Here is a 21,393-nt window from a genome sequence, read left to right on the forward strand (position 1 = left end):
CATATGTCGCAGGTTCGAGTCCCGCAGGAGGAGCCATATTGATAGCCCTGATGAAATTTTTCATCAGGGTTTTTCTTTTTATAAAATAAAAATTCTTATTCTTAAGCTTTTTTAAATAAATACTTTTATTCTTATGAGGAAAAGGAGTATTATTAAGCAAAATAATAACAACAATGATTCCTCAAATATCGTCAATTCTTTTGCGACATCGCGCCCACCGTGATGTCGCTTTTTTATCTGCTTGAAGAATTCCGCCAAAGCCCCCTGTTTTTCTGTATAATAACCGCATTCGACCGTCCTACAAGCGGTCATTATTTCCTTATTTTTTGCAAAAAGAGTGCACTATGTTTGAAAATCTCTCCGATAGACTATCTAAAACCTTACGAAACATTACCGGTAAAGGTCGTTTAACCGAAGATAATATTAAAGATACTTTGCGCGAAGTGCGGATGGCACTTTTAGAAGCTGATGTTGCTTTACCTGTGGTTCGTGAGTTCATCGCACAAGTAAAAGAGCGTGCGCTAGGCGAAGAAGTCAATAAAAGCCTAACGCCAGGTCAAGAGTTCTTACGTATTGTGCGCACCGAGCTTGAAAAAGCGATGGGTGAAGCAAATGAAGAATTAAACCTTGCAGCCCAACCGCCAGCAGTGATCTTAATGGCAGGTTTACAAGGTGCGGGTAAAACCACCTCTGTGGGTAAATTGGCAAAATTCTTAAAAGAACGTCATAAAAAGAAAGTATTAGTCGTTTCGGCTGACGTTTACCGCCCTGCTGCGATTAAACAGCTTCAAACCCTAGCGGAAGCATTAAAAGTTGATTTTTTTCCAACTGAAACTAGCCAAAAGCCCGTTGATATTGCAGAAGCTGCGCTTAAACACGCCAAACTTAACTTCTTTGATGTGTTAATTGTCGATACCGCAGGTCGTTTACATGTTGACGGCGAAATGATGGAAGAAATTCAGAACATTCATGCGGTTCTAAATCCAGTCGAAACGCTTTTCACTGTCGATGCAATGACAGGTCAAGATGCCGCCAATACTGCAAAAGCCTTTAACGAAGCATTACCATTAACTGGGGTAATTTTAACCAAAGTTGATGGGGATGCACGAGGTGGTGCAGCATTATCTATTCGTCAAATTACAGGGAAACCGATTAAATTCCTCGGGGTAGGTGAAAAAACTGATGCCTTAGAGCCATTCCATCCAGACCGTATTGCCTCTCGCATTTTAGGCATGGGCGATGTCATGTCATTGATTGAAGACTTACAGCGATCCGTTGACCAAGAAAAAGCGGAAAAGATGGCGCAGAAATTTAAAAAAGGTGATGAATTTACCTTAGAAGATTTCCGCGATCAGCTCATTGAAATGAAAAAAATGGGTGGCATGATGTCGATGTTAGATAAATTGCCTGGTGCGAAAAATTTACCAGAGCATGTAAAAAATCAAGTTGACGATAAAATGTTCATTAAAATGGAAGCCATCATCAATTCCATGACATTAAAAGAACGTGCAAACCCAGAAATTATCAAAGGTTCTCGCCGTCGTCGTATTGCTCAAGGCTCAGGCACACAAGTACAAGATGTCAATAAACTCCTCAAGCAATTCGATGAAATGCAACGTATGATGAAAAAAATGCGCAAAGGTGGCATGGCAAAAATGATGCGAGGTATGAAAGGCTTAATGGGCGGTGGTATGAATGCCCTTGGTGGGCTTGGTGGTATGTTCGGTGGACGCCGCTAATAACAACTGCTCTATCCATGAAAAACAGGACGCTTAGCGTCCTGTTTGTTTTTAAGTATTAGCTTGAAAATTCTAATAGCCCGGTTGGCTTACCTTGCTCATCAACAGCAATCAATGAGTGAATATGTTTTTCTTTCATTAAATCTTCTGCTTTTGCAAGGAACATGGTTTCACTCACCGTTTTCGGATTGCGGGTCATGATTTGTTCAGCTGTTTTGCTTAAACTATCACTACCAAACTGGGCTAATGCTCGGCGAATATCGCCATCTGTGATAATGCCAACTAATTGCTCATCTTGCATAATGACTGCCACGCCCATTCTGCCTTCATTCATTACCGATAAACAATCGCTAAAACTACTTTGTGGTTGCGCAATCGGTAATTTGCGATTCATCACATCTTGTACACGATTCAGTAATTTTCTACCTAAACTGCCACCTGGATGGAAACGAGCAAAATCCTCTGGTTTGAACTGTCTTGCCTCAATCAATGCGATAGCTAACGCATCGCCTAATGCCATCGTCACTAAAGTGGAAGTGGTTGGAGCTAAATTATTAGGGCAAGCTTCTCGATCTACTTCAATATTTAAAATGAGATCCGCATGACGACCTAGTGTAGAAAACGGATTTCCCGTCATCGCAATAATTTTGTTTCCAAAACTTTTCAAACTTGGAATCAGCTTATTCACATCATCCGTTTCACCACTATTAGAGATAAGAATAACCACATCAATCGGCTTGAGCATACCTAAATCGCCATGAAAGGCTTCGGTTGGATGCAAGAAAAAACTTGGCGTACCGGTAGAGGCAAGTGTCGCAACCATTTTTTTCCCAACCAAACCTGACTTACCAATCCCTGCAATGACGACACGTCCCTCACACTCGAGAATCATCTTCACCGCTTCATTAAATTCATCTGATAACCGTTGATTTAGCAAGTTAATCGCCTGTGCATAACGTGTTAAGGTAGCCTTCGCGCTGGTTAAATAATTCATAATCGTCACATAAAAAAGAAAGATTGGCTCCATTATCGCATTATCCTCAAGCATTATGCAAAATAATCGCTCGATGCTTTTGGTAAAAAATTGCAAAAATTTGACCGCTTGTATGATTGCTGTTACTTTTAACGCCCTTATTTTCTATTGGAATTATCATGACTCGAATCAATCTTGTCCCGCCGGCAGAACTTTGCGATCAGCACCTGCTTGCCGAACACCGCGAACTGACCCGTATTCCTAACGCAGTTGCTAAAGGAAAATTTAGTCTTAAAGGGCAACCTAGTGATTACAAGTTAGGCGAAGGGCATGTCCGTTTCTTTTTTAATAAACTCATGTTTTTAAAAAAGCGTTACGATCTTCTGCACGAAGAGTGCTTGGCTCGCGGTTTTCAAGTGCAATATTTTTGGTCTACTGAATTACCCGAACAAACAGACTTGTGGCTAGATTATCAACCTACTGAGAATGCGCTTAAACTCAATCGGGAAAGAATTGCTTTGCGAATGCCCGCCAAAGCGCGCTTTACGCCTCGAAAAGAAGCAATTTAGTGAAGATAAAAAAGGCGAACTGATTGTTCGCCCTTTTCCCAAAGATACATTACAGCAATAAGGCTGAACCCCATTTAATAATATCAAAGAAGAATTTATTCTCTCCCGTTGCCACACCATCGGTGTTTTTAGGCTCAGATTTCGTTTCTTCCACCATCCCGCTTTTGTATTGCCCTTTCACAACGGCTAAATCATCACGCGCCTTGGCACGCAATGTTTCACATTGTGCTTTTGTTAGTGATTCAACTTCTGCAGGTTGATCTTTGAATCGCTTAAATTGATATTGCGCATATCCCATTGATTTTTCATCATTTTGGATAATTTTCACATATTGCTCGCCGATAATTTCTTCTAACGGATAGAACAACACATATTGCGCATGAATATAAGCATCTTCTTTAGAGAAATGTTCTTTCTGAATACGCGTTAAATTCGGGTAAATACATTGTGCAGTTTGGTTGCTCATCGCCACCCATTTTTGAGCATCTGTATCCGATAATACATAATCCGCATTCGCAAATTCGCCAGGGAATGGCGTTTCTGGTGTGCTTAAACCACATGCTGTAAGACCTAACGCACAAGCAACTAATAAATATTTTTTCATTTTCATTTTCTTATTGTTTGTCAATGCTCGGCATTTTATCACTTCCCTATCACAATAAAAGCAACAAGCGGTCTAAATTTGCAAAAGTTTTGCAGATTCAGACCGCTTGTATTGCGATATTAGTTTAAATTACTGACCGTAATACGCATTAGCGCCGTGTTTACGTAAGTAATGTTTGTCGAGTAATTCTTGTTGCATCGAACCAATGTTCGGACGAATTTGATGACTGATGAAATTCATATATGCCACTTCTTCTAACACCACAGAATTATGCACGGCATCGAAGGCATCTTTACCCCAAGTAAATGGGCCATGAGAATGCACTAATACACCCGGCACTTGATCTGGGCTAATGCCGCGAGTACGGAAAGTTTCCACTACCACTTTGCCCGTTTCAAGTTCGTATTCTCCAGCAATTTCTTCAGGTGTCATACGACGAGTGCAAGGAATTGAACCGTAGAAGTAGTCACCTTGTGTCGTGCCTAGCGCTAAAATATCTTCGCCTGCTTGTGCCCAAGCTGTTGCATGGCGAGAGTGTGTATGCACCACTCCACCAATATTCGGGAATTGGCGATAAAACTCTAGGTGAGTTGGCGTATCAGAAGACGGTTTTTTGCTACCGTAAACACGGTTACCATTTAAATCCACCAGCACAATATCTTCTACGGTCATGGTGTCATAATCCACACCTGAAGGTTTGATCGCAACTAACCCTATTTCGCGGTCAATTTCACTCACATTTCCCCATGTAAAAGTGACTAGCTTATATTTTGGTAACTCTAAATTTGCTTTTAATACGCGCTCTCTTAATGCTTGAAGCGCTGGGGTTAATTCGGTTAATTGGCTCATAGTTCAAAGCCTCCTTCTTTCATTTTTTGTTCAATCCAACGGCGCGCATTGATGATTTCAGCAATTGGCTCTTCCGCCTTTTCTGTCCACATCTCAATTAAGAACGCCCCACGATAATTCAAAGCCGCCAAGGTGTTAAAGCAAGCGGGGAAATCTACACATCCATCACCAAACGGAACATCACGGAACTGACCTTTGCAAGTTTCTGTCACTTTGTAAGTATCTTTTAAGTGAATCGCAGAAATTTTATTGATGCCTAATTTTAGCTCTTCTGCCACGTTATCATTCCATGCAGAAAGGTTGCCTAAATCTGGGTAAACGGTAAACCATGGTGAGTCGATAATTTCATCCCATTTTTTCCAACGAGAAATTGAACTCATAAATTGAGTATCCATAATCTCAACGGCAATGGTTACTTGATTACTTGCCGCTAATTCGACTGCCCATTCAAGACCTTCTTGGAAACGTGCTAATGTGCCTTCATCTTGTTCTTCGTAATACACATCATAGCCTGCAAGTTGAATTGTACGAATACCAAGATCAACCGCTAATTGAATCGCTTTTTCCATAATTTCATAGGCTTTTTGACGAGTTGCCTCATCATGCGAACCAAATGGAAAACGGCGGTGGCCAGATAAACACATCGAAGGAATCGTTACGCCTGTATTGATGATCGCTTTTACTAATTCGATACGCTCTTCTTTGCTCCAGTCTAAACGAGCCAAGCGTTCATCAGTTTCATCAATGGAAATTTCCACAAAATCGAAACCACAAGTTTTTGCAATCGAAAGCCTATCTTGCCAAGAAATGTTCTTCGGCAAGGCTTTTTCGTAGATACCTAGTTTATGTTTTCTCATAACAACCTCTTTGGCTATGTTGGTTATGCTTTTAGTAAAAAATCTGCAAAATCCGACCGCTTACGCTAAAACCACTTCCAAGCCTTTTTCTCTTAATGCTTGGAGAATTTCAGGATTGGCCTCTTTGCCAGTAATTAAAATATCAATCTCATCTAACGAGCTAAATAACATGCCCACTTGTTTGCCTAATTTCGTGCTATCGACTAGCGCAATAAGCTTATCTGCTTTTTGTGCAAGTGGCTGTTCAGAGTTCGCAATGATCATGTCATTTTTATATAACCCAGCTGTGGTTAAGCCTTTTCCACTGGTAAACATGACATTCGCAAAATAGTTAATTTCATTTTGCGTATTTAATGAAAGCGTTACCCGTTTAGCCCGATTATATTGCCCACCCATAATCACTAAATTTTCATGACTATGTTGAATTAGATCGTTTGCAAGCGGTAAGAAATTCGTGATGATTTGCAAATTCCGACCACATAAACGGTTGCCTAACATTTGCATGGTTGAACCTGCGGTGAGAATGACGCTTTCACCATCATTACAATACTGGCTAGCAATCGTTGCAATGCGCTGTTTTTCGTTGGCATTATTGATAATTTTTTTCTTTGCCACACCGAAATTCACGCTTAAAGCTTCAGCCCCATTGCGGACTTTTCTTAATCTGCCCTGCTCATTTAATTTATTGATATCGCGACGCGCGGTTGCCGGCGAGATTTCTAATAAATCGATAATCTCTGTTGTTGAAAGTATTTTCTTTTCTTCTAACAACGAAAGTAAATTCTGATGTCGATACGTTTCGTTCATTGGTTATCCTTGTATATTGAGCATTAAATCAATGAACAAATCCACTCCTGCTAGAAAGAGGAGAGGGGGATTTCGTGATGTACCCATTCTGAATATCCCCCTAAGGTTAATTACAACATTGATTTAAATTGAATATTCGGCTCTTGTTCAAAGCAATCATCAAAACCACGTGGGTGATGATATTCGATTAAATCTTTATCGCGCGGATAAACATATTTACCGCCGACTTCCCAAATGAATGGGTGGAATTTGTATTGTAAACGGTCTTTACGCATACGCCATAAATCAATGATTTCTTGCGTACTTGCCATAAAGTTCGTCCAAATGTCGTGGTGCACTGGAATAATCACTTTAGCACGTAAACATTCTGCCATGCGAAGTAGGTCGATTGAAGTCATTTTATCGGCAATCCCTACTGGGTTTTCACCGTAGTTATTTAATGCCACATCGATATCGAACTCTTTACCATGTTTTGCAAATTGGATTGAGTAGTGTGAGTCTGCACCGTGATAAATAGTACCACCTGGTGTTTTGAAAACATAGTTTACTGCTTTGCGACCCATTTCTTCATCAGATGGGCATAACCCTTTTAATTCGCCACCTTGTTCTTCTGCACCTTCTACTGGTAAGGTCACTAAACAAGTGCGGTCGAATGAATCTAATGCGTGAATTTCAACGTCTTTAATTTTGACTACATCGCCAGGTTTTACAACAATAATACGCTCTTCTGGCACACCCCATTTTTTCCATAACTCAGCACAGTGCCAAGGGCCAACGAATTTTACATGATCTAATTTAGGGTTGTTGATAATTGCTGCCGCCACATTCACATCAATGTGATCGCTGTGATAGTGAGAAGCTAAAATGAAATCCACTTCGTTAATCGCAAATGGGTCTAATACCATTGGTTGCGCACGTAAGTTAGGTTGTAATTTACGAACACCCGCCATATTTGCCATTTGGTGACCGCGAACCATATCTTTTACTTTTTTAGTTGATTTACCACGGCTACACCATAAGTCCATACAAATGTTTGCACCTGCTGGGGTTTTAATCCACACACCTACGCAGCCTAACCACCACATTGCGAAGTTGCCTTCTGGCACAACTTCTTCTTCAATCTCTTCGTTTAACCACGTTCCCCATTCTGGGAAAGTTGAAAGAATCCAGCTCTCACGGGTGATTTCATTGACTTTAGCCATAATACTGCTCCTCATTTTAGTCAGCAAAGATAAATTATTTAATCACAAATAATCATAAATAATCATATTTTTTTGTAAAATGATTTTTCACAGTTTTGTGATCTAGATCTCATTTTTGAGTAAATTATACTCACGCAAGCGCTATTTTTCTTCATTTTAAGCAAAAAATTCACATATAAAAATAAATTTCAGTGCTTTTTGCAAAATTCTCTCAAAATCTGACCGCTTGAAAAATAAAATGTGATCAACCTCACAAATAATCAAAAATAATCTTTGTTATTCAAAAAATAGCGATTATTATTCAGCCGATACATTCAATTTATGAATGACATCCTAACTAAACAACATCTTGTTGATTAAACTTGATTACAAAATAAGAGGTACTCTTATGGAAATGCTCACCGATATCTTGGTCTTTTTTAAAGATCAGGTGTTAAATAAAGCGCCATTCTTACTTGGTATTGTTGCCTGCCTGGGCTACATTCTCTTAAAAAAAGATTCCACCACCATTATTAAAGGCACCATTAAAACCATCGTTGGTTTTATGATTGTACAGGCGGGTTCGGGTTTCTTAGTGACCAACTTTAAGCCGGTTATTGAAGGCTTATCTAAATTCCACAATCTTACTGGTGCGGTTATCGACCCTTATACCAGTATGCAAGCCACCATCCAAACCATGGCAGACAATTATGCGTGGGTAGGTTATTCAGTTATCGGTGCATTATTCTTAAATATCTTATTAGTTGTATTTAGAAGAATCACAGGGATTCGTACCATTATGCTGACTGGGCATATTATGTTCCAACAAGCAGGTTTAGTTGCGGTGTTCTACATGATTATTGGTGCATCAATGTGGGAAACAGTCATTTACACCTCAGTGTTAATGGCTCTTTATTGGGCAATTTCTTCTAACATTATGTATAAACCAACCCAAGCGGTTACTGGTGGTGCAGGTTTCTCTATCGGTCACCAACAACAAATTGCGTCTTGGATTGCAACAAAATTAGCACCAAAACTTGGTGATAAAAATGACTCTGTCGATCACATGAAATTGCCAAAATGGTTACATATTTTCCATGACAGCATTTCAGCCACTGCATTAGTGATGACCCTTTTCTTTGGTATCATCCTTCTTTCTTTCGGTTTAGATAACCTTCAACAAATGGCAGCTAAAACGCACTGGTCTATTTACATCTTAGAAATGGGCTTAAAATTTGCGGTTGCTATTCAAATTATCGTCACTGGCGTACGTATGTTCGTTGCGGAATTATCTGAAGCTTTCAAAGGGATTTCAGAACGCTTAATTCCTAACTCTGTACTAGCAATTGACTGTGCGGCAATTTATGCCTTCTCACCAAATGCGATGGTATTCGGTTTTATGTGGGGCGCAATTGGTCAATTCGTTGCAGTAGGTTTATTACTAGGCTTTAGCTCACCAATCCTTATCATTCCAGGCTTTATCCCAATGTTCTTCTCTAACGCAACTATCGGGGTATTTGCAAACCAATTCGGTGGTTGGAAAGCAGTAATGAAAATCTGTTTCGTGATGGGTATTATTGAAGTATTAGGCTCAGCATGGGTTATCCAAATGCTTGCAAGCCAAGGTACAACCTTCAACGGCTGGATGGGTATGGCTGACTGGGCGTTATTCTTCCCACCAATCTTACAAGGTATCATCAGCGTACCAGGATTCTTCTTCGTTATTGTGGCATTAGCGCTTGTATATATGTTCTTCGCATCTCGCCAATTACGTGCAGAAGAAGCAGAAGCAAAAGCGAAAGGTTTAACGCTTGAACAATTAGATGGCTACGGTTTAGAACAAGTACAAGAAGAGCCTGAACAAGCGGTCGAAAAAGCTGAAAATGTTGCAAATGAAGCTGCAGCAAACGTAAAAGCCGTGCGTATTTTAGCGGTGTGTGGTTCAGGTCAAGGTTCATCAATGATGATGAAAATGAAAATTAAACAATACCTTGATAAACGCGGTATTCCAAACGTAATGGACTCTTGTGCTGTGACCGACCATAAAGGTAAAGTGTCAAGTGTAGACATCATCGTATGCTCTAAACACTTACAAGAGGAAATCGTTCAAGAAGGTAATGTTTCTGTGCTAGGCGTACAAAACATGCTAAATCCAAACACCTTCGGTGAAGAACTCTTAGCACTCATTAAAAAATATCAATAAACGATTGTTTTGCTAAACAATCCCTCCAACATCATTTGGGCGGAAGCTATTCCGCCCTATCAAAATCAATATAGGACACCCAAATGTTAAAAGAATCACTTATCGAAAATAACTCAATCCTTCTCAACCAAAAAGTTTCCAACTGGAAAGAAGCCATTAAACTCGGTACAGATTTATTAATTAAGGCTGGTACTATTGAACCTCGTTATTATGATCATATTGTGGGCAACATTGAAAAAATGGGCCCATATATCATTCTAGCGCCAGGTTTAGCCATGCCTCACGCTCGTCCAGAAGAAGGCGTTATTAAAACCTCTTTTGCATTAGTGACGCTTAGCGAACCCGTTTATTTTGATGGCGAAGATGAAGGTGTTTCAGTGCTTATCACGCTAGCAGGCAGCGACTCCGATAAACATATGGAAGGGTTAATGGAAATCACCCAAACATTAGATGATGAAGAAAGCGACACAGGTGTAAACTTAGACAAAGTGCTTGCTTGTAAAATGCCTGAAGATGTTTATGCCATGATTGATGCTGCATTAAATGCATAGAACCTCCCTCTCATTTATTTAAAAGGAACAATATATGTCTAGACCACTTCTCCAAATTGCACTTGATTCATTAAGCCTTGAAAAAGCGGTTGCTGATGCTAAACAAGCAGAAAGCGTAGTTGATATCATCGAATGCGGCACCATTTTAGCGTGCGCAGAAGGCATGAAAGCCGTTTCAACTTTACGTGCACTTCACCCAAATCACATTATCGTGTGCGATTTAAAAACCACCGATGGTGGTGCAATTCTTGCCAAAATGGCATTTGAAGCCGGTGCAGACTGGTTAACTGTTTCTGCAGCTGCACACCCAGCAACGAAAGCGGCTTGTAAAAAAGTGGCTGATGACTTCAATGCCGCTCACCCAGAACTCAAAGTGAAAAAAGAGATTCAAATCGAAATCTACGGTAACTGGACTGTGGAAAAAGATGCACAAGAGTGGGTTGATTTAGGCGTAAAACAAGCTATTTACCACCGTTCACGTGATGCTGAATTAGCAGGAAAAGGCTGGACAGCAGACGACATTGAGTTAATGAAACAACTTTCTGCCAAAGGCCTAGAACTTTCTATTACTGGCGGTATTGTTCCAGAAGAAATCCACTTATTTAAAGAAGTGAAAAATGCCAAAGCTTTCATCGCAGGCCGCGCATTAGTTGGTGAAAAAGGCAAACAAACTGCCGAAGCAATTCGTGCTGAAATTGACAAATACTGGGCATAATCGCAAAGTCTAATAAAACACAAGCGGTCATTTTTCTTTGACAATTTGCAAATCGTCTTGGAAAAATGACCGCTTGTTTATTTAGGTATTAAATAGCTTATTCTACTGTTACAGATTTCGCTAAGTTACGCGGCTGATCCACGTCTGTGCCTTTAATAAGTGCTACATGATAAGAAAGGAGTTGTAATGGCACTGCGTAGAAAATTGGGGCAGTAACTTCATCGACTTTTGGGAACACCACGGTTTTATAGCCTAAACCAGCATCATGGTCAGCAAAGATAAATAATTGACCACCACGCGCTTTCACTTCTTCAATGTTAGATTTCACTTTTTCAAGTAAATCATTTTCTGGTGCCACCACAATGACCGGCATTTCGCTGTCGATCAATGCTAATGGGCCATGTTTAAGTTCACCAGCAGCATACGCTTCTGCATGAATGTAAGAGATCTCTTTTAATTTTAATGCGGATTCCATCGCAATTGGATAGAACTCGCCACGACCTAAGAATAGGCTGTGCTGTTTGTCAGCAAAGTCTTCAGAGAGTCTTTCAATCTCTTTTTCATGAGTTAATGCCATTTCAATTTGTGCAGGTAAGCGTTGTAATGCATGAACAATATCCGCTTCTTGCGCTTCACTCATATTGCCTTTTAAACGACCTAATGCCGCGGTTAAAAGCAATAAGCAAGTTAACTGTGTTGTGAAAGCTTTCGTTGATGCAACACCGACTTCTACCCCGGCTTTGGTCATGAATGCGAAATCTGATTCACGAACAAGTGATGATGTTGCCACGTTACAAATAGTCATTGCTGCCATAAAGCCCGCTTCTTTTGCTAAACGTAATGCAGCAAGTGTATCTGCCGTTTCGCCTGATTGTGAAATAGTCACCAATAAACTATTTGGACGAGTCACAAATTTACGATAACGGAATTCTGAGGCAATTTCGACATCACAAGCTACACCCGCTAAAGATTCTAACCAGTAGCGAGCCACCATACCTGCATTATATGAAGTACCACATGCTACAATTTGAATATGTTGTGCTTTCGATAAAATTTCTGCTGCATTCGGTGCAATTGAATCTAAACTGACTTTACCATCTTTGATGCGACCGTCTAAGGTGTTCATAATTGCAACTGGCTGTTCAAAAATCTCTTTTTGCATATAGTGACGATATTGGCCTTTATCTGCCGCATCTTGCTCAAAGTTACCTTCGTGAATTTCACGCTCAACTTTGTTGCCTTCACTATCATAAATATCAACTGTGGTGCGGGTAATTTCCGCAACATCGCCTTCTTCTAAATAAGCAAATTTACGGGTTACGCTTAATAGCGCCAGTGGGTCAGAAGCCAAGAAGTTTTCGCCAATACCATAACCAATCACTAATGGTGAACCTGAACGCGCCACGATTAAATGTTCTGGTTCTTCTTCATTTAATACCACTGTACCGTAAGCACCACGTAATTGTTTTACAGCTTTTCTTACTGCTTCTAATAAACTATTTGAAGTACGGAATTCCCATTCCACTAAATGAGCAATAACTTCGGTATCTGTTTGTGATTGGAAAACATAACCACGCGCTTGTAATTCACTACGCAATTCTTCGTAATTTTCAATAATACCGTTATGCACCACTGCAATTTTGCCTGAGCGATGCGGATGCGCGTTAATTTCTGATGGCTCACCATGTGTTGCCCAACGAGTGTGCGCAATCCCTGTACCACCTAATAATGGTTTAGCTTCAAGCGCTTCATCTAACGCTTTTACTTTACCTACGCGACGTAAGATTTGCATATGTTTATCTGCACCTAATACTGCCACACCTGCTGAGTCATAACCGCGGTATTCTAAACGATGTAAACCATCTACTAAAATTGCTGCTACATCACGTTGTGCTACCGCACCGACAATTCCACACATAATTTTTATTCCTAATTTGTTTGTTAATTTAAATTTTTATTTGCAAACTCGTTTCTTTTAATCTGCAATAATCACAGCCACGCCATTTTTCTCTATAGCAACTTTCGTTTCGAAACTTATTTGCTTATCCGTGATGACTTTGTCAATTTTTGTCCAATCGAGTTCCACATTTGGCATTTTACGTCCAATTTTTTGAGACTCAATTAACACAATCACTTCTCGACTAACTTCCGCCATCACCTGACTTAAGCCAACTAATTCATTAAAAGTTGTTGTGCCACGCTCTAAATCCAGACCGTCTGCACCAATAAACAGTTGGTCAAAATCATAAGCTCGCAAAGTATTTTCAGCGACTTTACCTTGAAAAGATTCAGAACGCACATCCCAAGTTCCGCCCGTCATCAATACGGTAGGCTCACACTCTAATGTCGTAAGCTCTGAAGCTAAAGAAAGCGAATTAGTCATAATAACCAATCCGCTCTGATTTAAACTCTTAACTAAAGCCCCTGTTGTACGACCGCTATCAATAATGATTCGATTATGATCACTGATGCAATCACGCGCGGCTTTAGCGATAGCAATTTTTTGTTGAGAAAGCTGTTCATTGCTTTCTTCTTCCATCAATTCAGAAGGAATTTTGATCGCCCCGCCATAACGACGCAATAAAAAACCGCTTTCTTCCAAGGCGGTTAAATCTTTTCGAATGGTGACTTCTGAAGTTTCAAACAAGAGCGCGAGTTGTTCGACCCCGACTTCACCTTGTTCTTGCACCATTGTTGCAATCATTTGACGGCGCTGTTGAGTATTTCTTTTCGACATACGCACATCTTTCGATTAAGTTTCGATTCAAAACTTTGCAAATTATAGCTAAATTTTGACCGCTTGCAAAGATTTGTTATGCGATCAAAAAAGCCGTCAATGACGGCTTTAAACAAATGATGATTATTTTACTTGGCTACCAATAACCCCGCCTAAGGCTGCACCAGCAAGTGTAGCGGTTGTTGAACCACCAATTACGTTACCAGCAACACCACCAACAGCTGCACCGATAGCAGTATTTTTTTGTGAGCGGCTCATTCCGCTACAAGCAGCTAAAGTAGTGGCTAAAGCGATTACACCAAATACTTTAAACATTGATTTCATGCTTTTCTCCTCAAAGAAATGGCTTTTATAAAGAATCATTTGAACAAGATTTACCTCTAAGACCAAGCTGTACATGAAATGGTTCCTTGCCCCCCTTCAATTGCCTATTTTTTAAACAAAAAACGCACTATAAGTTATAGTGCGCTTGATTCTGAAAACAGTTATTCTTTGTTTTTAGCTGTTTTTTTCAATTTTTTGGCTGCAGTCTTTAAAGGCGTTTCTTTTTTATCTGCAGTTTTCTTTGTTGAAGCTCTTTTAGCGGTGCTTTTCTTTGCAGCGGGTTTCTTTTCTTCCTCAACATCAATTTGCGTTTGTAACGTTAATGTAACACCCGCTTGTTCAGCCCATTGTTGTACGCGTTTAAGTAATTCACGTCCCATCGGGCGAGGATCGCCTGTAAATAGTTTTTGCAGGCCATTATTTTTAATAATATGGCGACGAAGTGCTAAACGCTCATCATGGTTTTCAGCCAAACGAATCGCGCATTCAACATATTCATCTGCCGTATTCGCAATCAACCATTCTGGTAAGCCAAGACGTTTAAATAAACCTTCATCAATATGTTCGTGCACCTCTGCACCTGTTTTACAGACGCCAACTAAACCTAGCGTAACCATATCAATAATGCCATTGGTATTACCAAATGGGAATGGATTAACCATCATATCGCAATTGCTTAATACACTTAAATATTGAGCATATGGTAGGTGTGGATGTGCAGTCGCATCTTCCCCTAAATATGATTTAATAAAACGCTCAACATATGGATGCGTTAAACCATGTGATTGTCCTAATGCAAAATGGAAATGCACTTTTACGTTAGCACGATCACGGATTGCTTTTAATGCCGTCAAGAAATGTGGATTTAACTTCATTGTTGTTGAAGCAATACCAATATTGACGACTTCCGGGTTTTTCCGTAATTTATAATCTACTTTTTCAGGGGCTTCTGATGATGGTACATAAGGAAGTGCATCTTTCGGTAAACGAATCAATTTTTCGCTAAAGCACTCTTCCGAGCCAACATAATCATCTTCTACAATAACATATTCAATGAAATCAGAGTGAGTCGTCGCTGGGTGACCTAATGCAATCACTTGTACTGGCGCTAAACGAGTATTGCTTGCAAAGATCGTTAATAAATCCATCCCAATACTTGGCATATAGAATACTGCTGCTTGATGTTCTTCACAGATTTGTCGAATAAACTCTAAACGCTCAAACATATTCTCGCCATCAACGAATCTAAAGTCATCAAAAACATCACGGCCTGCTTGGTCAACTGCATGATTGCCTAAACCAATAATATGGAAATGTTCACGCGCAGCAATCATTGAAGTTGAGTGTGTGCGGTAAATAGAATGTGAAGAATGGAAATGCTCTAATAAAACCACCATAACCGGCTTACCATTTACATAACCAATATTGTTAATTTCACGATCTTTAAAGCCACCAGCAATCAAATGACGACGCATTACCGTATTTAATGCTTTTTTTACCCAATGTTTATTGCTCGCCACATCATAACTACAATGCATATACACATCATGGCTAATTGCGCTTGGTAAATTATTGAGATTTTCAAACGTCGCGAGTTTTTCTGGGAACCACTGTAATAACGTACCACGCTTACTAAAGGCTTGCTGAGTAGCAATAAAGCGTGGAGACTGTAATGCAAAAGCAAGAGAACCTGTCACTTCTGGATTAAGTTGCCATAATGCTTCTAAATTCACATTGATATTAGATTCCGGTAAATAAAGTACACAGAATTTAATAATCGCATCTTGTGTATTGCTTAAACGAAAATCCGCTAAATTATATGGGTTTTCATTCTGGTTTAACGTTACCAGAATATGATCTGCATTAATATATGGGGAAGATGCAAAAATCATGGATAACCAACGCTGAAGCGTGAAGAAAGTTTGCGCACCTGACTCAGATAAGGATAAAGCAGGGTCTTTAAATAACTCGGTAATAGCATTTGCCATACGCGTTGCAAAATAAATATGCTTTTCCTTATTGAGCTCATCTACGTTTAATTGCTCAGGGAAATCACATTCAATATCATGAATCCCCCCAAAATTTGAGTCAATTTTGCGCAAGATATCTAATAACTCAACACAAGCAGCCTCATAATTTTTCTCACTAACTGCTTTTTCAAACGTCATTACACTTGGCACTTTTTGTGATGCCTTACCAAATTTTAAAGGTTTCGCTGATTGTTTCTGTTCTGACATTGTCTATTCCCTTTTCCTTAAATAAAACTAACAAGTTCCCCAAAGATCATATTCATCTGCTTGGTGAATTTTCACTGAAATGACATCTCCAACCTTAACAGCCATCTCTGAGAGATTATCAACATAAACTACACCATCAATTTCTGGTGCATCTGCCATTGAGCGGCCAATAATTCCTTCTTCATCAATTTCATCGACAATTACCGCTAAAGTTTTACCGATTTTTTGCTGTAATCGTGCACTAGAAATTTCTTGTTGAAGTTGCATAAAGCGATGGAAACGTTCCTCTTTTATCTCTTCTGGCACCTGGTCTGCCATCTCAGTTGCAGGCGCACCTTCTACCGGACTAAATTTAAAACACCCTACACGATCTAACTGCGCTTCTTTTAAGAAGTCCAATAACATTTGGAAATCTTCTTCTGTTTCTCCAGGGAAGCCTACGATAAAAGTTGAACGTAATGTTAATTCAGGGCAAATCTCACGCCATTTTTTAATGCGCTCTAAAACTCTCTCTACCGAGCCAGGGCGTTTCATTGCTTTTAAGATTTTTGGACTTGCGTGCTGAAGCGGAATATCCAAATAGGGCAGAATTTTTCCTTGCGCCATCAGTGGAATTAAATCATCAACGTGCGGATAAGGATAAACATAATGTAAACGAATCCAAATGCCTAAAGTGCCTAATTTTTCGCATAGTGTCATTAAATCATTTTTAATCGGCATCCCATTCCAGAACACCGTTTTACTGCCTGATTCTTTGCGTTTTAAGTCCATTGAATAGGCGGAAGTGTCTTGTGAAACCACTAAAAGCTCTTTAACACCTGCATCGACTAAACGTTTTGCTTCATCGAGTACTTGTACGATCGAACGGCTTTCTAAATCACCCCGCATTGATGGAATAATACAGAAGGTACAACGGTGATCGCAGCCTTCTGAAATTTTCAAATAAGCGTAATGTTTTGGTGTTAATTTTACGCCTTGTTTCGGCACCAAATTCACATAGGGATTATATTCTGGCTTAGGGACATATTTATGCACATGCGCCATCACGGCCTCATAACTGTGTGGGCCAGTAATTTCCAATACTTTAGGATGCACTTCACGAATTTGGTTTTCTTTTGCCCCTAGACAACCGGTTACAATTACTTTGCCATTAGCATCTAACGCCTCACCAATGGTTTCTAATGATTCTTGCACTGCACTATCAATAAAACCACAAGTATTCACAATAACTAAATCAGCATCCTCATAACTTGGGATGATGTTATACCCGTCTGCACGTAGCTCAGTTAAAATACGTTCAGAATCAACTAGGTTTTTCGGGCAACCTAGACTAATAAAACCAATATTTGGCGAAGCGGTCATAAAATATCTCGGAAATCACTTAAATAGAAAAGCGCCTCAGAAACTGAGGCTAAAAATAATGCCGAATTTTACAGAATTCGGCATCAATAAGCGATAACAAGCGGTTAATTTCATTTAAAGATTTGTAAATTTATCTGAATCAACCCAATTTATTTAACATACTCAACACAACTTCTGAAGATTGCTTCGCGGCTAACGGTAAAAATTCATCAAATGAGAGATGTGAAGTTTTATCTGCCACATCAGAAACTGCACGCACTACCACAAACGGCACATCAAAAGCATGGCAAACTTGGGCGATTGCTGCCGCTTCCATTTCTACTGCCACAATAGCAGGGAAGTTTGCGCGAATTTTTGAAATCGCTTCATTACCGTTAACGAATAAATCTCCACTCGCAATCAGGCCAGATTCTGCATGAAAGCCTAATTTTTCTGCTTCTTGCTGCGCTAACATCACTAATTGTTCATTGGGAATAAATGCCGCTGGATTGGCTGGAAGCTGACCAATTTCATAACCAAATGCGGTCACATCTACATCATGATGGCGAACTTCGGTTGAAATAACCAAATCACCCACATTTAAATTTGTGGCTAATCCGCCAGCAGACCCGGTGTTAATGACGACATCGGGTTTCGTCATTTCTAATAATAATGTTGTCCCAATCGCCGCAGCAACTTTCCCAATACCCGATTGTAATAATGCGACATCTTTGTTATTAATTTTGCCTTCATAAATCTTACAGCCAGCAATTTCTGTCACTTTAGGTTCCATCATCAGTTGGCTTAAAATTTCAACTTCTTGTGCCATTGCACCAATAATTCCAATTTTCATTATTTTATCCTCTTTTTTTGTTATTGTTTCTCTAATAATGTGGCGGAGGCGTTTCTTCTGCTTGTGAAGCAACATTACTTACCGCCAGCCCTTTAAACTTTTCAGCGAAATGACGCAACTGCACCTGCAATTTGTCTAATGCAAATTGTTGGTCAACTAAAGCTTGGTTTAATTCCTCAATAGTTTGTTCTTGAAAGGCAACTTTCATCTCTAATTCAGCAATTCTGCTTAATAATTCTTGCATTTTTTCATAAAAAGGTTGTCTTAAGCGAAAAGACACTTTACCCTATATCGAAGATGCTTAACAGTATTTTATAAGGAAACCCTATGTTAAAAACCAAACAAACTTTGACTGCGCTACTTTTAGGTACATTATTAAGTAGCGGCGCAATGGCGGCAGAAAAAGCTGACAAACAATTTATTGATGATTCATCTTACGCAGTAGGCGTATTGATGGGTAAAAATATTGAAGGTGTAATGGAATCACAAAAAGACGTTTTCACCTACAACCAAGACAAAATTTTAGATGGTGTAAAAGACACCTTGAAAAAAACCGGTAAATTAACCGATGAAGATTTGCAAAAACAATTAAAATCGCTAGATACTTACCTTTCAGCTCAAGAAGAAAAGATTTTAGCTGAAAAAAATAAAGGCACCATTGAAGCGGGCGATAAATTCCGCGCAGATTATGCCAAAAAAGATGGCGTGAAGAAAACTGCTAACGGTGTACTTTATAAAATCGAAAGCTTAGGCGAAGGCAGTTCTCCAACTTTAAGTGATACCGTAAAAGTACACTATAAAGGTACCCTTGTAGATGGTTCTGTTTTTGATAGTTCATACGATCGTGGTCAACCTATTGAGTTTAAATTAGATAACCTCATTCCAGCATGGAAAGAAGCGATTCCAATGTTGAAAAAAGGCGGAAAAATGCAAATCGTTGTGCCACCTGAACAAGGTTATGGCAGCCGCGCAGCTGGTAAAATTCCACCAAACTCAACCTTAGTGTTCGATATCGAATTATTAGATTTCCATAGCGACGCTAAATAATCACGAACTAGACTAACAAGCGGTCGATTTTTGCAAAGTTTTTGCAAATTCCGACCGCTTGCTTTTATCCAATATGACAAAATTTATTGCTTTTAGTGAAGAAGATCACGCTATCCTTGCCTCTTACTTTCCAATTGCAGACGGAATTGCCGCACTGCTTGGTGAGCAGTGCGAAGTTGTTTTGCACTCTTTAGAGTTTTTAGAAAACTCCGCAATTTATGTGGTAAATGGACAAAATAGTGACCGAAAAATAGGTTCCCCCTTAACTGATCACGCGCTACATTCACTGCATCATATGCGTACCGATAGCGTAAGCCAACCCTATTTTATTCGCACCGCTAACGGCGAGCCACTGATGAAATCCGTTACCATCGCAATTCGTAACAGCAAACAACACGTGATTGGTTTTTTATGTCTGAATATGAATTTAAATGTGCCAGCAGCTCAATTTCTTAGCGCATTTATGCCAAGTATTCATGAAGCAGAAACTAACACAAGTTTTGGTGGCTCAGTAGAAGAATTGGTCGCGCAAACCATTGAAAATAGTATTATTGAAGTGATGAACGATCGCCGTATCGCTAACCATAACAAAAACCGCCAAATTGTATTGTCACTATTTGAAAAAGGCATTTTCGACATTAAAGAAGCGATCAATCAAGTGGCTGAACGGTTAAACATTTCCCGCCATACGGTTTATCTCTACATACGACAAATCAAGCAAGGGGAAGAGTGATGGATTATGTTTTAGCCATAAAATCACCTATTAACAGCCAAGCTGCAACGCTTGCATTTCAGATGGCTGAAGCCTTGTTAGCCAAGGGGCATCAAATTCGGCAGGTGTTCTTTTTTCAAGAAGGCGTAAGCCACGGCAATGCTTTGGTTTCTCCCGCCAGCGATGAAATTAACTTGGTTGAACATTGGCAAAATTTAGCAAAATCACACCGCTTGTCTTTGCATCTTTGTATTGCGGCTGCCCAACGTCGAGGCGTAGTCGATGAAAAAACAAGCGCGAATAAAACTGCTAATCTTGCCGAAGGTTTTGTGCTTGCGGGTTTAGGTGAATTTTCCCAAGCAGTATTAACCGCTGAAAGACTACTGACTTTTTAATATGAAATATCAACTTGCATTTTTATTTACTCAACCTCCATTTGGTACAGCAACCAGCCGTGAAGGCTTAGACGCGCTGCTCGCTGCCAGTGCATTTTGTGATGAAGACGATATCCTCATTCTTTTTTTAGATGATGGTGTATTTAATTTGTTAGAAGGAGCCACTCCAGTGGGCATCTTGCAGAAAAACCATCTTGCCACATTCAAACTGCTCGAACTTTATGAATTAAATGAATGCTATGTCTGCCAAGAATCCGTCAAAGAACGCGGGCTAGAAAGCTCAACATTTTCACTTAAACATGCAAAACTTCAACCACGCGCTGAATTGATTGAAAAACTTAAAAGTGCCGCAAAAGTGCTGACTTTCTAGAGGGAAGAAACCATGCTTTATACTTTTTCCAAAGCCAATTACGATCTAGCTTGGCTAACCCAAACGCTCGCGCAATTTGATGAAAATGATATTGCATTATTATGGCAAGATGGGGTATTACAAGCGGTCAAAAATGCTGAATGTTTTGCAAATGTCCGCACTTATGTTTTAAGCGAAGATCTGCATGCTCGCGGATTAACAGACATGAACACACTCCCTGAAGTTGAACTTCATGAAGTAGTAACACTCACTGAGTACTATTCTCCTCAGATTGCGTTTTAATTAGAATTTACAAAATTTGACAAATTTCATTATTTTTACGCGGAACT

Annotated in this window: 23 protein-coding genes; 10 read left to right on the forward strand and 13 right to left on the reverse strand. The window is 39.7% G+C overall.

Annotated elements, in window-relative coordinates; genetic code table 11:
• Nucleotides 1-344: 344 nt before the first annotated feature.
• On the forward strand, nt 345-1,739 hold the full coding sequence (gene ffh, locus HMPREF1128_RS01210; RefSeq protein WP_007523426.1) for a signal recognition particle protein: 1,395 nt from the start codon (nt 345-347) through the stop codon (nt 1,737-1,739).
• Between the two features lie 58 nt (nt 1,740-1,797).
• Here ffh and HMPREF1128_RS01215 read toward each other — a convergent pair whose 3' ends face one another.
• Nucleotides 1,798-2,733: a KpsF/GutQ family sugar-phosphate isomerase gene (locus HMPREF1128_RS01215; RefSeq protein ID WP_035529948.1), complete on the reverse strand. Its 936-nt coding sequence runs from the start codon at nt 2,731-2,733 to the stop codon at nt 1,798-1,800.
• 158 nt (nt 2,734-2,891) lie between these two features.
• Between HMPREF1128_RS01215 and HMPREF1128_RS01220 the strand changes: the two genes are divergently transcribed.
• Nucleotides 2,892-3,281 (forward strand): pyrimidine dimer DNA glycosylase/endonuclease V, encoded by a 390-nt coding sequence (locus HMPREF1128_RS01220; protein WP_007523467.1) that lies wholly within the window; start codon nt 2,892-2,894, stop codon nt 3,279-3,281.
• Between the two features lie 49 nt (nt 3,282-3,330).
• Here HMPREF1128_RS01220 and HMPREF1128_RS01225 read toward each other — a convergent pair whose 3' ends face one another.
• From HMPREF1128_RS01225 to ulaG, 5 genes are all read right to left on the reverse strand, one after another.
• Nucleotides 3,331-3,891, reverse strand: coding sequence for a DUF5358 domain-containing protein (locus tag HMPREF1128_RS01225; protein WP_007523434.1), 561 nt, complete (start codon nt 3,889-3,891; stop codon nt 3,331-3,333).
• Between the two features lie 123 nt (nt 3,892-4,014).
• A complete protein-coding gene (araD, locus tag HMPREF1128_RS01230; RefSeq protein WP_007523432.1) occupies nt 4,015-4,734 on the reverse strand; it encodes an L-ribulose-5-phosphate 4-epimerase in 720 nt (239 codons plus the stop codon).
• Nucleotides 4,731-5,591, reverse strand: a complete 861-nt coding sequence (locus HMPREF1128_RS01235; protein ID WP_007523523.1) for an L-ribulose-5-phosphate 3-epimerase — start codon at nt 5,589-5,591, stop codon at nt 4,731-4,733. The genes araD and HMPREF1128_RS01235 overlap by 4 nt, the downstream gene beginning before the upstream one ends.
• 60 nt (nt 5,592-5,651) lie before the next feature.
• On the reverse strand, nt 5,652-6,398 hold the full coding sequence (gene ulaR, locus HMPREF1128_RS01240) for an HTH-type transcriptional regulator UlaR (RefSeq protein ID WP_007523565.1): 747 nt from the start codon (nt 6,396-6,398) through the stop codon (nt 5,652-5,654).
• A gap of 110 nt (nt 6,399-6,508) precedes the next feature.
• Nucleotides 6,509-7,600, reverse strand: coding sequence for an L-ascorbate 6-phosphate lactonase (gene ulaG, locus HMPREF1128_RS01245; protein WP_007523462.1), 1,092 nt, complete (start codon nt 7,598-7,600; stop codon nt 6,509-6,511).
• A gap of 388 nt (nt 7,601-7,988) precedes the next feature.
• On the opposite strand from ulaG, the gene HMPREF1128_RS01250 reads away from it, so the two are divergent.
• From HMPREF1128_RS01250 to HMPREF1128_RS01260, 3 genes are all read left to right on the forward strand, one after another.
• The gene (locus HMPREF1128_RS01250) at nt 7,989-9,782 is read left to right on the forward strand and encodes a PTS ascorbate-specific subunit IIBC (RefSeq protein ID WP_007523470.1); all 1,794 of its coding nucleotides are present in this window, start codon (nt 7,989-7,991) and stop codon (nt 9,780-9,782) included.
• A gap of 83 nt (nt 9,783-9,865) precedes the next feature.
• Entirely contained in the window at nt 9,866-10,333 is a 468-nt protein-coding gene (locus HMPREF1128_RS01255; RefSeq protein ID WP_007523443.1) for a PTS sugar transporter subunit IIA, read from the forward strand.
• Nucleotides 10,334-10,367: 34 nt separating this feature from the next.
• Nucleotides 10,368-11,048: a 3-keto-L-gulonate-6-phosphate decarboxylase UlaD gene (locus HMPREF1128_RS01260; protein WP_007523499.1), complete on the forward strand. Its 681-nt coding sequence runs from the start codon at nt 10,368-10,370 to the stop codon at nt 11,046-11,048.
• A gap of 97 nt (nt 11,049-11,145) precedes the next feature.
• On the opposite strand, the gene glmS is transcribed toward HMPREF1128_RS01260, so the two are convergent.
• The 7 genes from glmS to HMPREF1128_RS01295 all read right to left on the reverse strand — a co-directional run bounded on the left by glmS (nt 11,146) and on the right by HMPREF1128_RS01295 (nt 18,784).
• A complete protein-coding gene (gene glmS, locus HMPREF1128_RS01265) occupies nt 11,146-12,966 on the reverse strand; it encodes a glutamine--fructose-6-phosphate transaminase (isomerizing) (protein ID WP_007523571.1) in 1,821 nt (606 codons plus the stop codon).
• Nucleotides 12,967-13,023: 57 nt separating this feature from the next.
• Nucleotides 13,024-13,785: a DeoR/GlpR family DNA-binding transcription regulator gene (locus HMPREF1128_RS01270; protein ID WP_007523528.1), complete on the reverse strand. Its 762-nt coding sequence runs from the start codon at nt 13,783-13,785 to the stop codon at nt 13,024-13,026.
• Between the two features lie 123 nt (nt 13,786-13,908).
• Nucleotides 13,909-14,109 carry a glycine zipper 2TM domain-containing protein gene (locus HMPREF1128_RS01275; protein ID WP_007523472.1) on the reverse strand — a complete coding sequence of 67 codons (201 nt, stop codon included), beginning with the start codon at nt 14,107-14,109 and terminating at the stop codon, nt 13,909-13,911.
• Between the two features lie 161 nt (nt 14,110-14,270).
• Nucleotides 14,271-16,346, reverse strand: coding sequence for a UDP-glucose:protein N-beta-glucosyltransferase (locus HMPREF1128_RS01280; RefSeq protein ID WP_007523566.1), 2,076 nt, complete (start codon nt 16,344-16,346; stop codon nt 14,271-14,273).
• Between the two features lie 27 nt (nt 16,347-16,373).
• Nucleotides 16,374-17,708, reverse strand: coding sequence for a 30S ribosomal protein S12 methylthiotransferase RimO (gene rimO, locus HMPREF1128_RS01285; RefSeq protein WP_007523491.1), 1,335 nt, complete (start codon nt 17,706-17,708; stop codon nt 16,374-16,376).
• Nucleotides 17,709-17,847: 139 nt separating this feature from the next.
• Complete coding sequence (gene mtnN, locus HMPREF1128_RS01290; protein WP_007523511.1) at nt 17,848-18,540, reverse strand: 5'-methylthioadenosine/S-adenosylhomocysteine nucleosidase; 693 nt, start codon at nt 18,538-18,540, stop codon at nt 17,848-17,850.
• A gap of 31 nt (nt 18,541-18,571) precedes the next feature.
• Nucleotides 18,572-18,784, reverse strand: a complete 213-nt coding sequence (locus tag HMPREF1128_RS01295; RefSeq protein ID WP_007523453.1) for a SlyX family protein — start codon at nt 18,782-18,784, stop codon at nt 18,572-18,574.
• Nucleotides 18,785-18,867: 83 nt separating this feature from the next.
• On the opposite strand from HMPREF1128_RS01295, the gene fkpA reads away from it, so the two are divergent.
• From fkpA to HMPREF1128_RS01320, 5 genes are all read left to right on the forward strand, one after another.
• The gene (gene fkpA / locus HMPREF1128_RS01300) at nt 18,868-19,587 is read left to right on the forward strand and encodes an FKBP-type peptidyl-prolyl cis-trans isomerase (protein WP_007523518.1); all 720 of its coding nucleotides are present in this window, start codon (nt 18,868-18,870) and stop codon (nt 19,585-19,587) included.
• A 73-nt stretch (nt 19,588-19,660) separates the two neighbouring features.
• A complete protein-coding gene (locus tag HMPREF1128_RS01305) occupies nt 19,661-20,320 on the forward strand; it encodes a helix-turn-helix transcriptional regulator (protein ID WP_007523495.1) in 660 nt (219 codons plus the stop codon).
• The gene (gene tusD, locus HMPREF1128_RS01310; RefSeq protein ID WP_007523563.1) at nt 20,320-20,694 is read left to right on the forward strand and encodes a sulfurtransferase complex subunit TusD; all 375 of its coding nucleotides are present in this window, start codon (nt 20,320-20,322) and stop codon (nt 20,692-20,694) included. The genes HMPREF1128_RS01305 and tusD overlap by 1 nt, the downstream gene beginning before the upstream one ends.
• A 1-nt stretch (nt 20,695) precedes the next feature.
• Nucleotides 20,696-21,064, forward strand: a complete 369-nt coding sequence (gene tusC, locus HMPREF1128_RS01315) for a sulfurtransferase complex subunit TusC (protein ID WP_007523489.1) — start codon at nt 20,696-20,698, stop codon at nt 21,062-21,064.
• Between the two features lie 12 nt (nt 21,065-21,076).
• Nucleotides 21,077-21,346: a DsrH/TusB family sulfur relay protein gene (locus HMPREF1128_RS01320; RefSeq protein WP_007523539.1), complete on the forward strand. Its 270-nt coding sequence runs from the start codon at nt 21,077-21,079 to the stop codon at nt 21,344-21,346.
• The last annotated feature ends 47 nt before the right edge of the window (nt 21,347-21,393 follow it).

The organism is Haemophilus sputorum HK 2154, from assembly GCF_000287615.1.
Taxonomy (GTDB): Bacteria; Pseudomonadota; Gammaproteobacteria; order Enterobacterales; family Pasteurellaceae; genus Haemophilus_A; species Haemophilus_A sputorum.

Bases quoted from the DNA above. Each gene is read 5' to 3' on its own strand.
- ffh (WP_007523426.1), top strand. From the start codon at position 345: ATGTTTGAAAATCTCTCCGATAGACTATCTAAAACCTTACGAAACATT.
- HMPREF1128_RS01215 (WP_035529948.1), bottom strand. From the start codon at position 2,733: ATGAATTATTTAACCAGCGCGAAGGCTACCTTAACACGTTATGCACAG.
- HMPREF1128_RS01220 (WP_007523467.1), top strand. From the start codon at position 2,892: ATGACTCGAATCAATCTTGTCCCGCCGGCAGAACTTTGCGATCAGCAC.
- HMPREF1128_RS01225 (WP_007523434.1), bottom strand. From the start codon at position 3,891: ATGAAAATGAAAAAATATTTATTAGTTGCTTGTGCGTTAGGTCTTACA.
- araD (WP_007523432.1), bottom strand. From the start codon at position 4,734: ATGAGCCAATTAACCGAATTAACCCCAGCGCTTCAAGCATTAAGAGAG.
- HMPREF1128_RS01235 (WP_007523523.1), bottom strand. From the start codon at position 5,591: ATGAGAAAACATAAACTAGGTATCTACGAAAAAGCCTTGCCGAAGAAC.
- ulaR (WP_007523565.1), bottom strand. From the start codon at position 6,398: ATGAACGAAACGTATCGACATCAGAATTTACTTTCGTTGTTAGAAGAA.
- ulaG (WP_007523462.1), bottom strand. From the start codon at position 7,600: ATGGCTAAAGTCAATGAAATCACCCGTGAGAGCTGGATTCTTTCAACT.
- HMPREF1128_RS01250 (WP_007523470.1), top strand. From the start codon at position 7,989: ATGGAAATGCTCACCGATATCTTGGTCTTTTTTAAAGATCAGGTGTTA.
- HMPREF1128_RS01255 (WP_007523443.1), top strand. From the start codon at position 9,866: ATGTTAAAAGAATCACTTATCGAAAATAACTCAATCCTTCTCAACCAA.
- HMPREF1128_RS01260 (WP_007523499.1), top strand. From the start codon at position 10,368: ATGTCTAGACCACTTCTCCAAATTGCACTTGATTCATTAAGCCTTGAA.
- glmS (WP_007523571.1), bottom strand. From the start codon at position 12,966: ATGTGTGGAATTGTCGGTGCGGTAGCACAACGTGATGTAGCAGCAATT.
- HMPREF1128_RS01270 (WP_007523528.1), bottom strand. From the start codon at position 13,785: ATGTCGAAAAGAAATACTCAACAGCGCCGTCAAATGATTGCAACAATG.
- HMPREF1128_RS01275 (WP_007523472.1), bottom strand. From the start codon at position 14,109: ATGAAATCAATGTTTAAAGTATTTGGTGTAATCGCTTTAGCCACTACT.
- HMPREF1128_RS01280 (WP_007523566.1), bottom strand. From the start codon at position 16,346: ATGTCAGAACAGAAACAATCAGCGAAACCTTTAAAATTTGGTAAGGCA.
- rimO (WP_007523491.1), bottom strand. From the start codon at position 17,708: ATGACCGCTTCGCCAAATATTGGTTTTATTAGTCTAGGTTGCCCGAAA.
- mtnN (WP_007523511.1), bottom strand. From the start codon at position 18,540: ATGAAAATTGGAATTATTGGTGCAATGGCACAAGAAGTTGAAATTTTA.
- HMPREF1128_RS01295 (WP_007523453.1), bottom strand. From the start codon at position 18,784: ATGCAAGAATTATTAAGCAGAATTGCTGAATTAGAGATGAAAGTTGCC.
- fkpA (WP_007523518.1), top strand. From the start codon at position 18,868: ATGTTAAAAACCAAACAAACTTTGACTGCGCTACTTTTAGGTACATTA.
- HMPREF1128_RS01305 (WP_007523495.1), top strand. From the start codon at position 19,661: ATGACAAAATTTATTGCTTTTAGTGAAGAAGATCACGCTATCCTTGCC.
- tusD (WP_007523563.1), top strand. From the start codon at position 20,320: ATGGATTATGTTTTAGCCATAAAATCACCTATTAACAGCCAAGCTGCA.
- tusC (WP_007523489.1), top strand. From the start codon at position 20,696: ATGAAATATCAACTTGCATTTTTATTTACTCAACCTCCATTTGGTACA.
- HMPREF1128_RS01320 (WP_007523539.1), top strand. From the start codon at position 21,077: ATGCTTTATACTTTTTCCAAAGCCAATTACGATCTAGCTTGGCTAACC.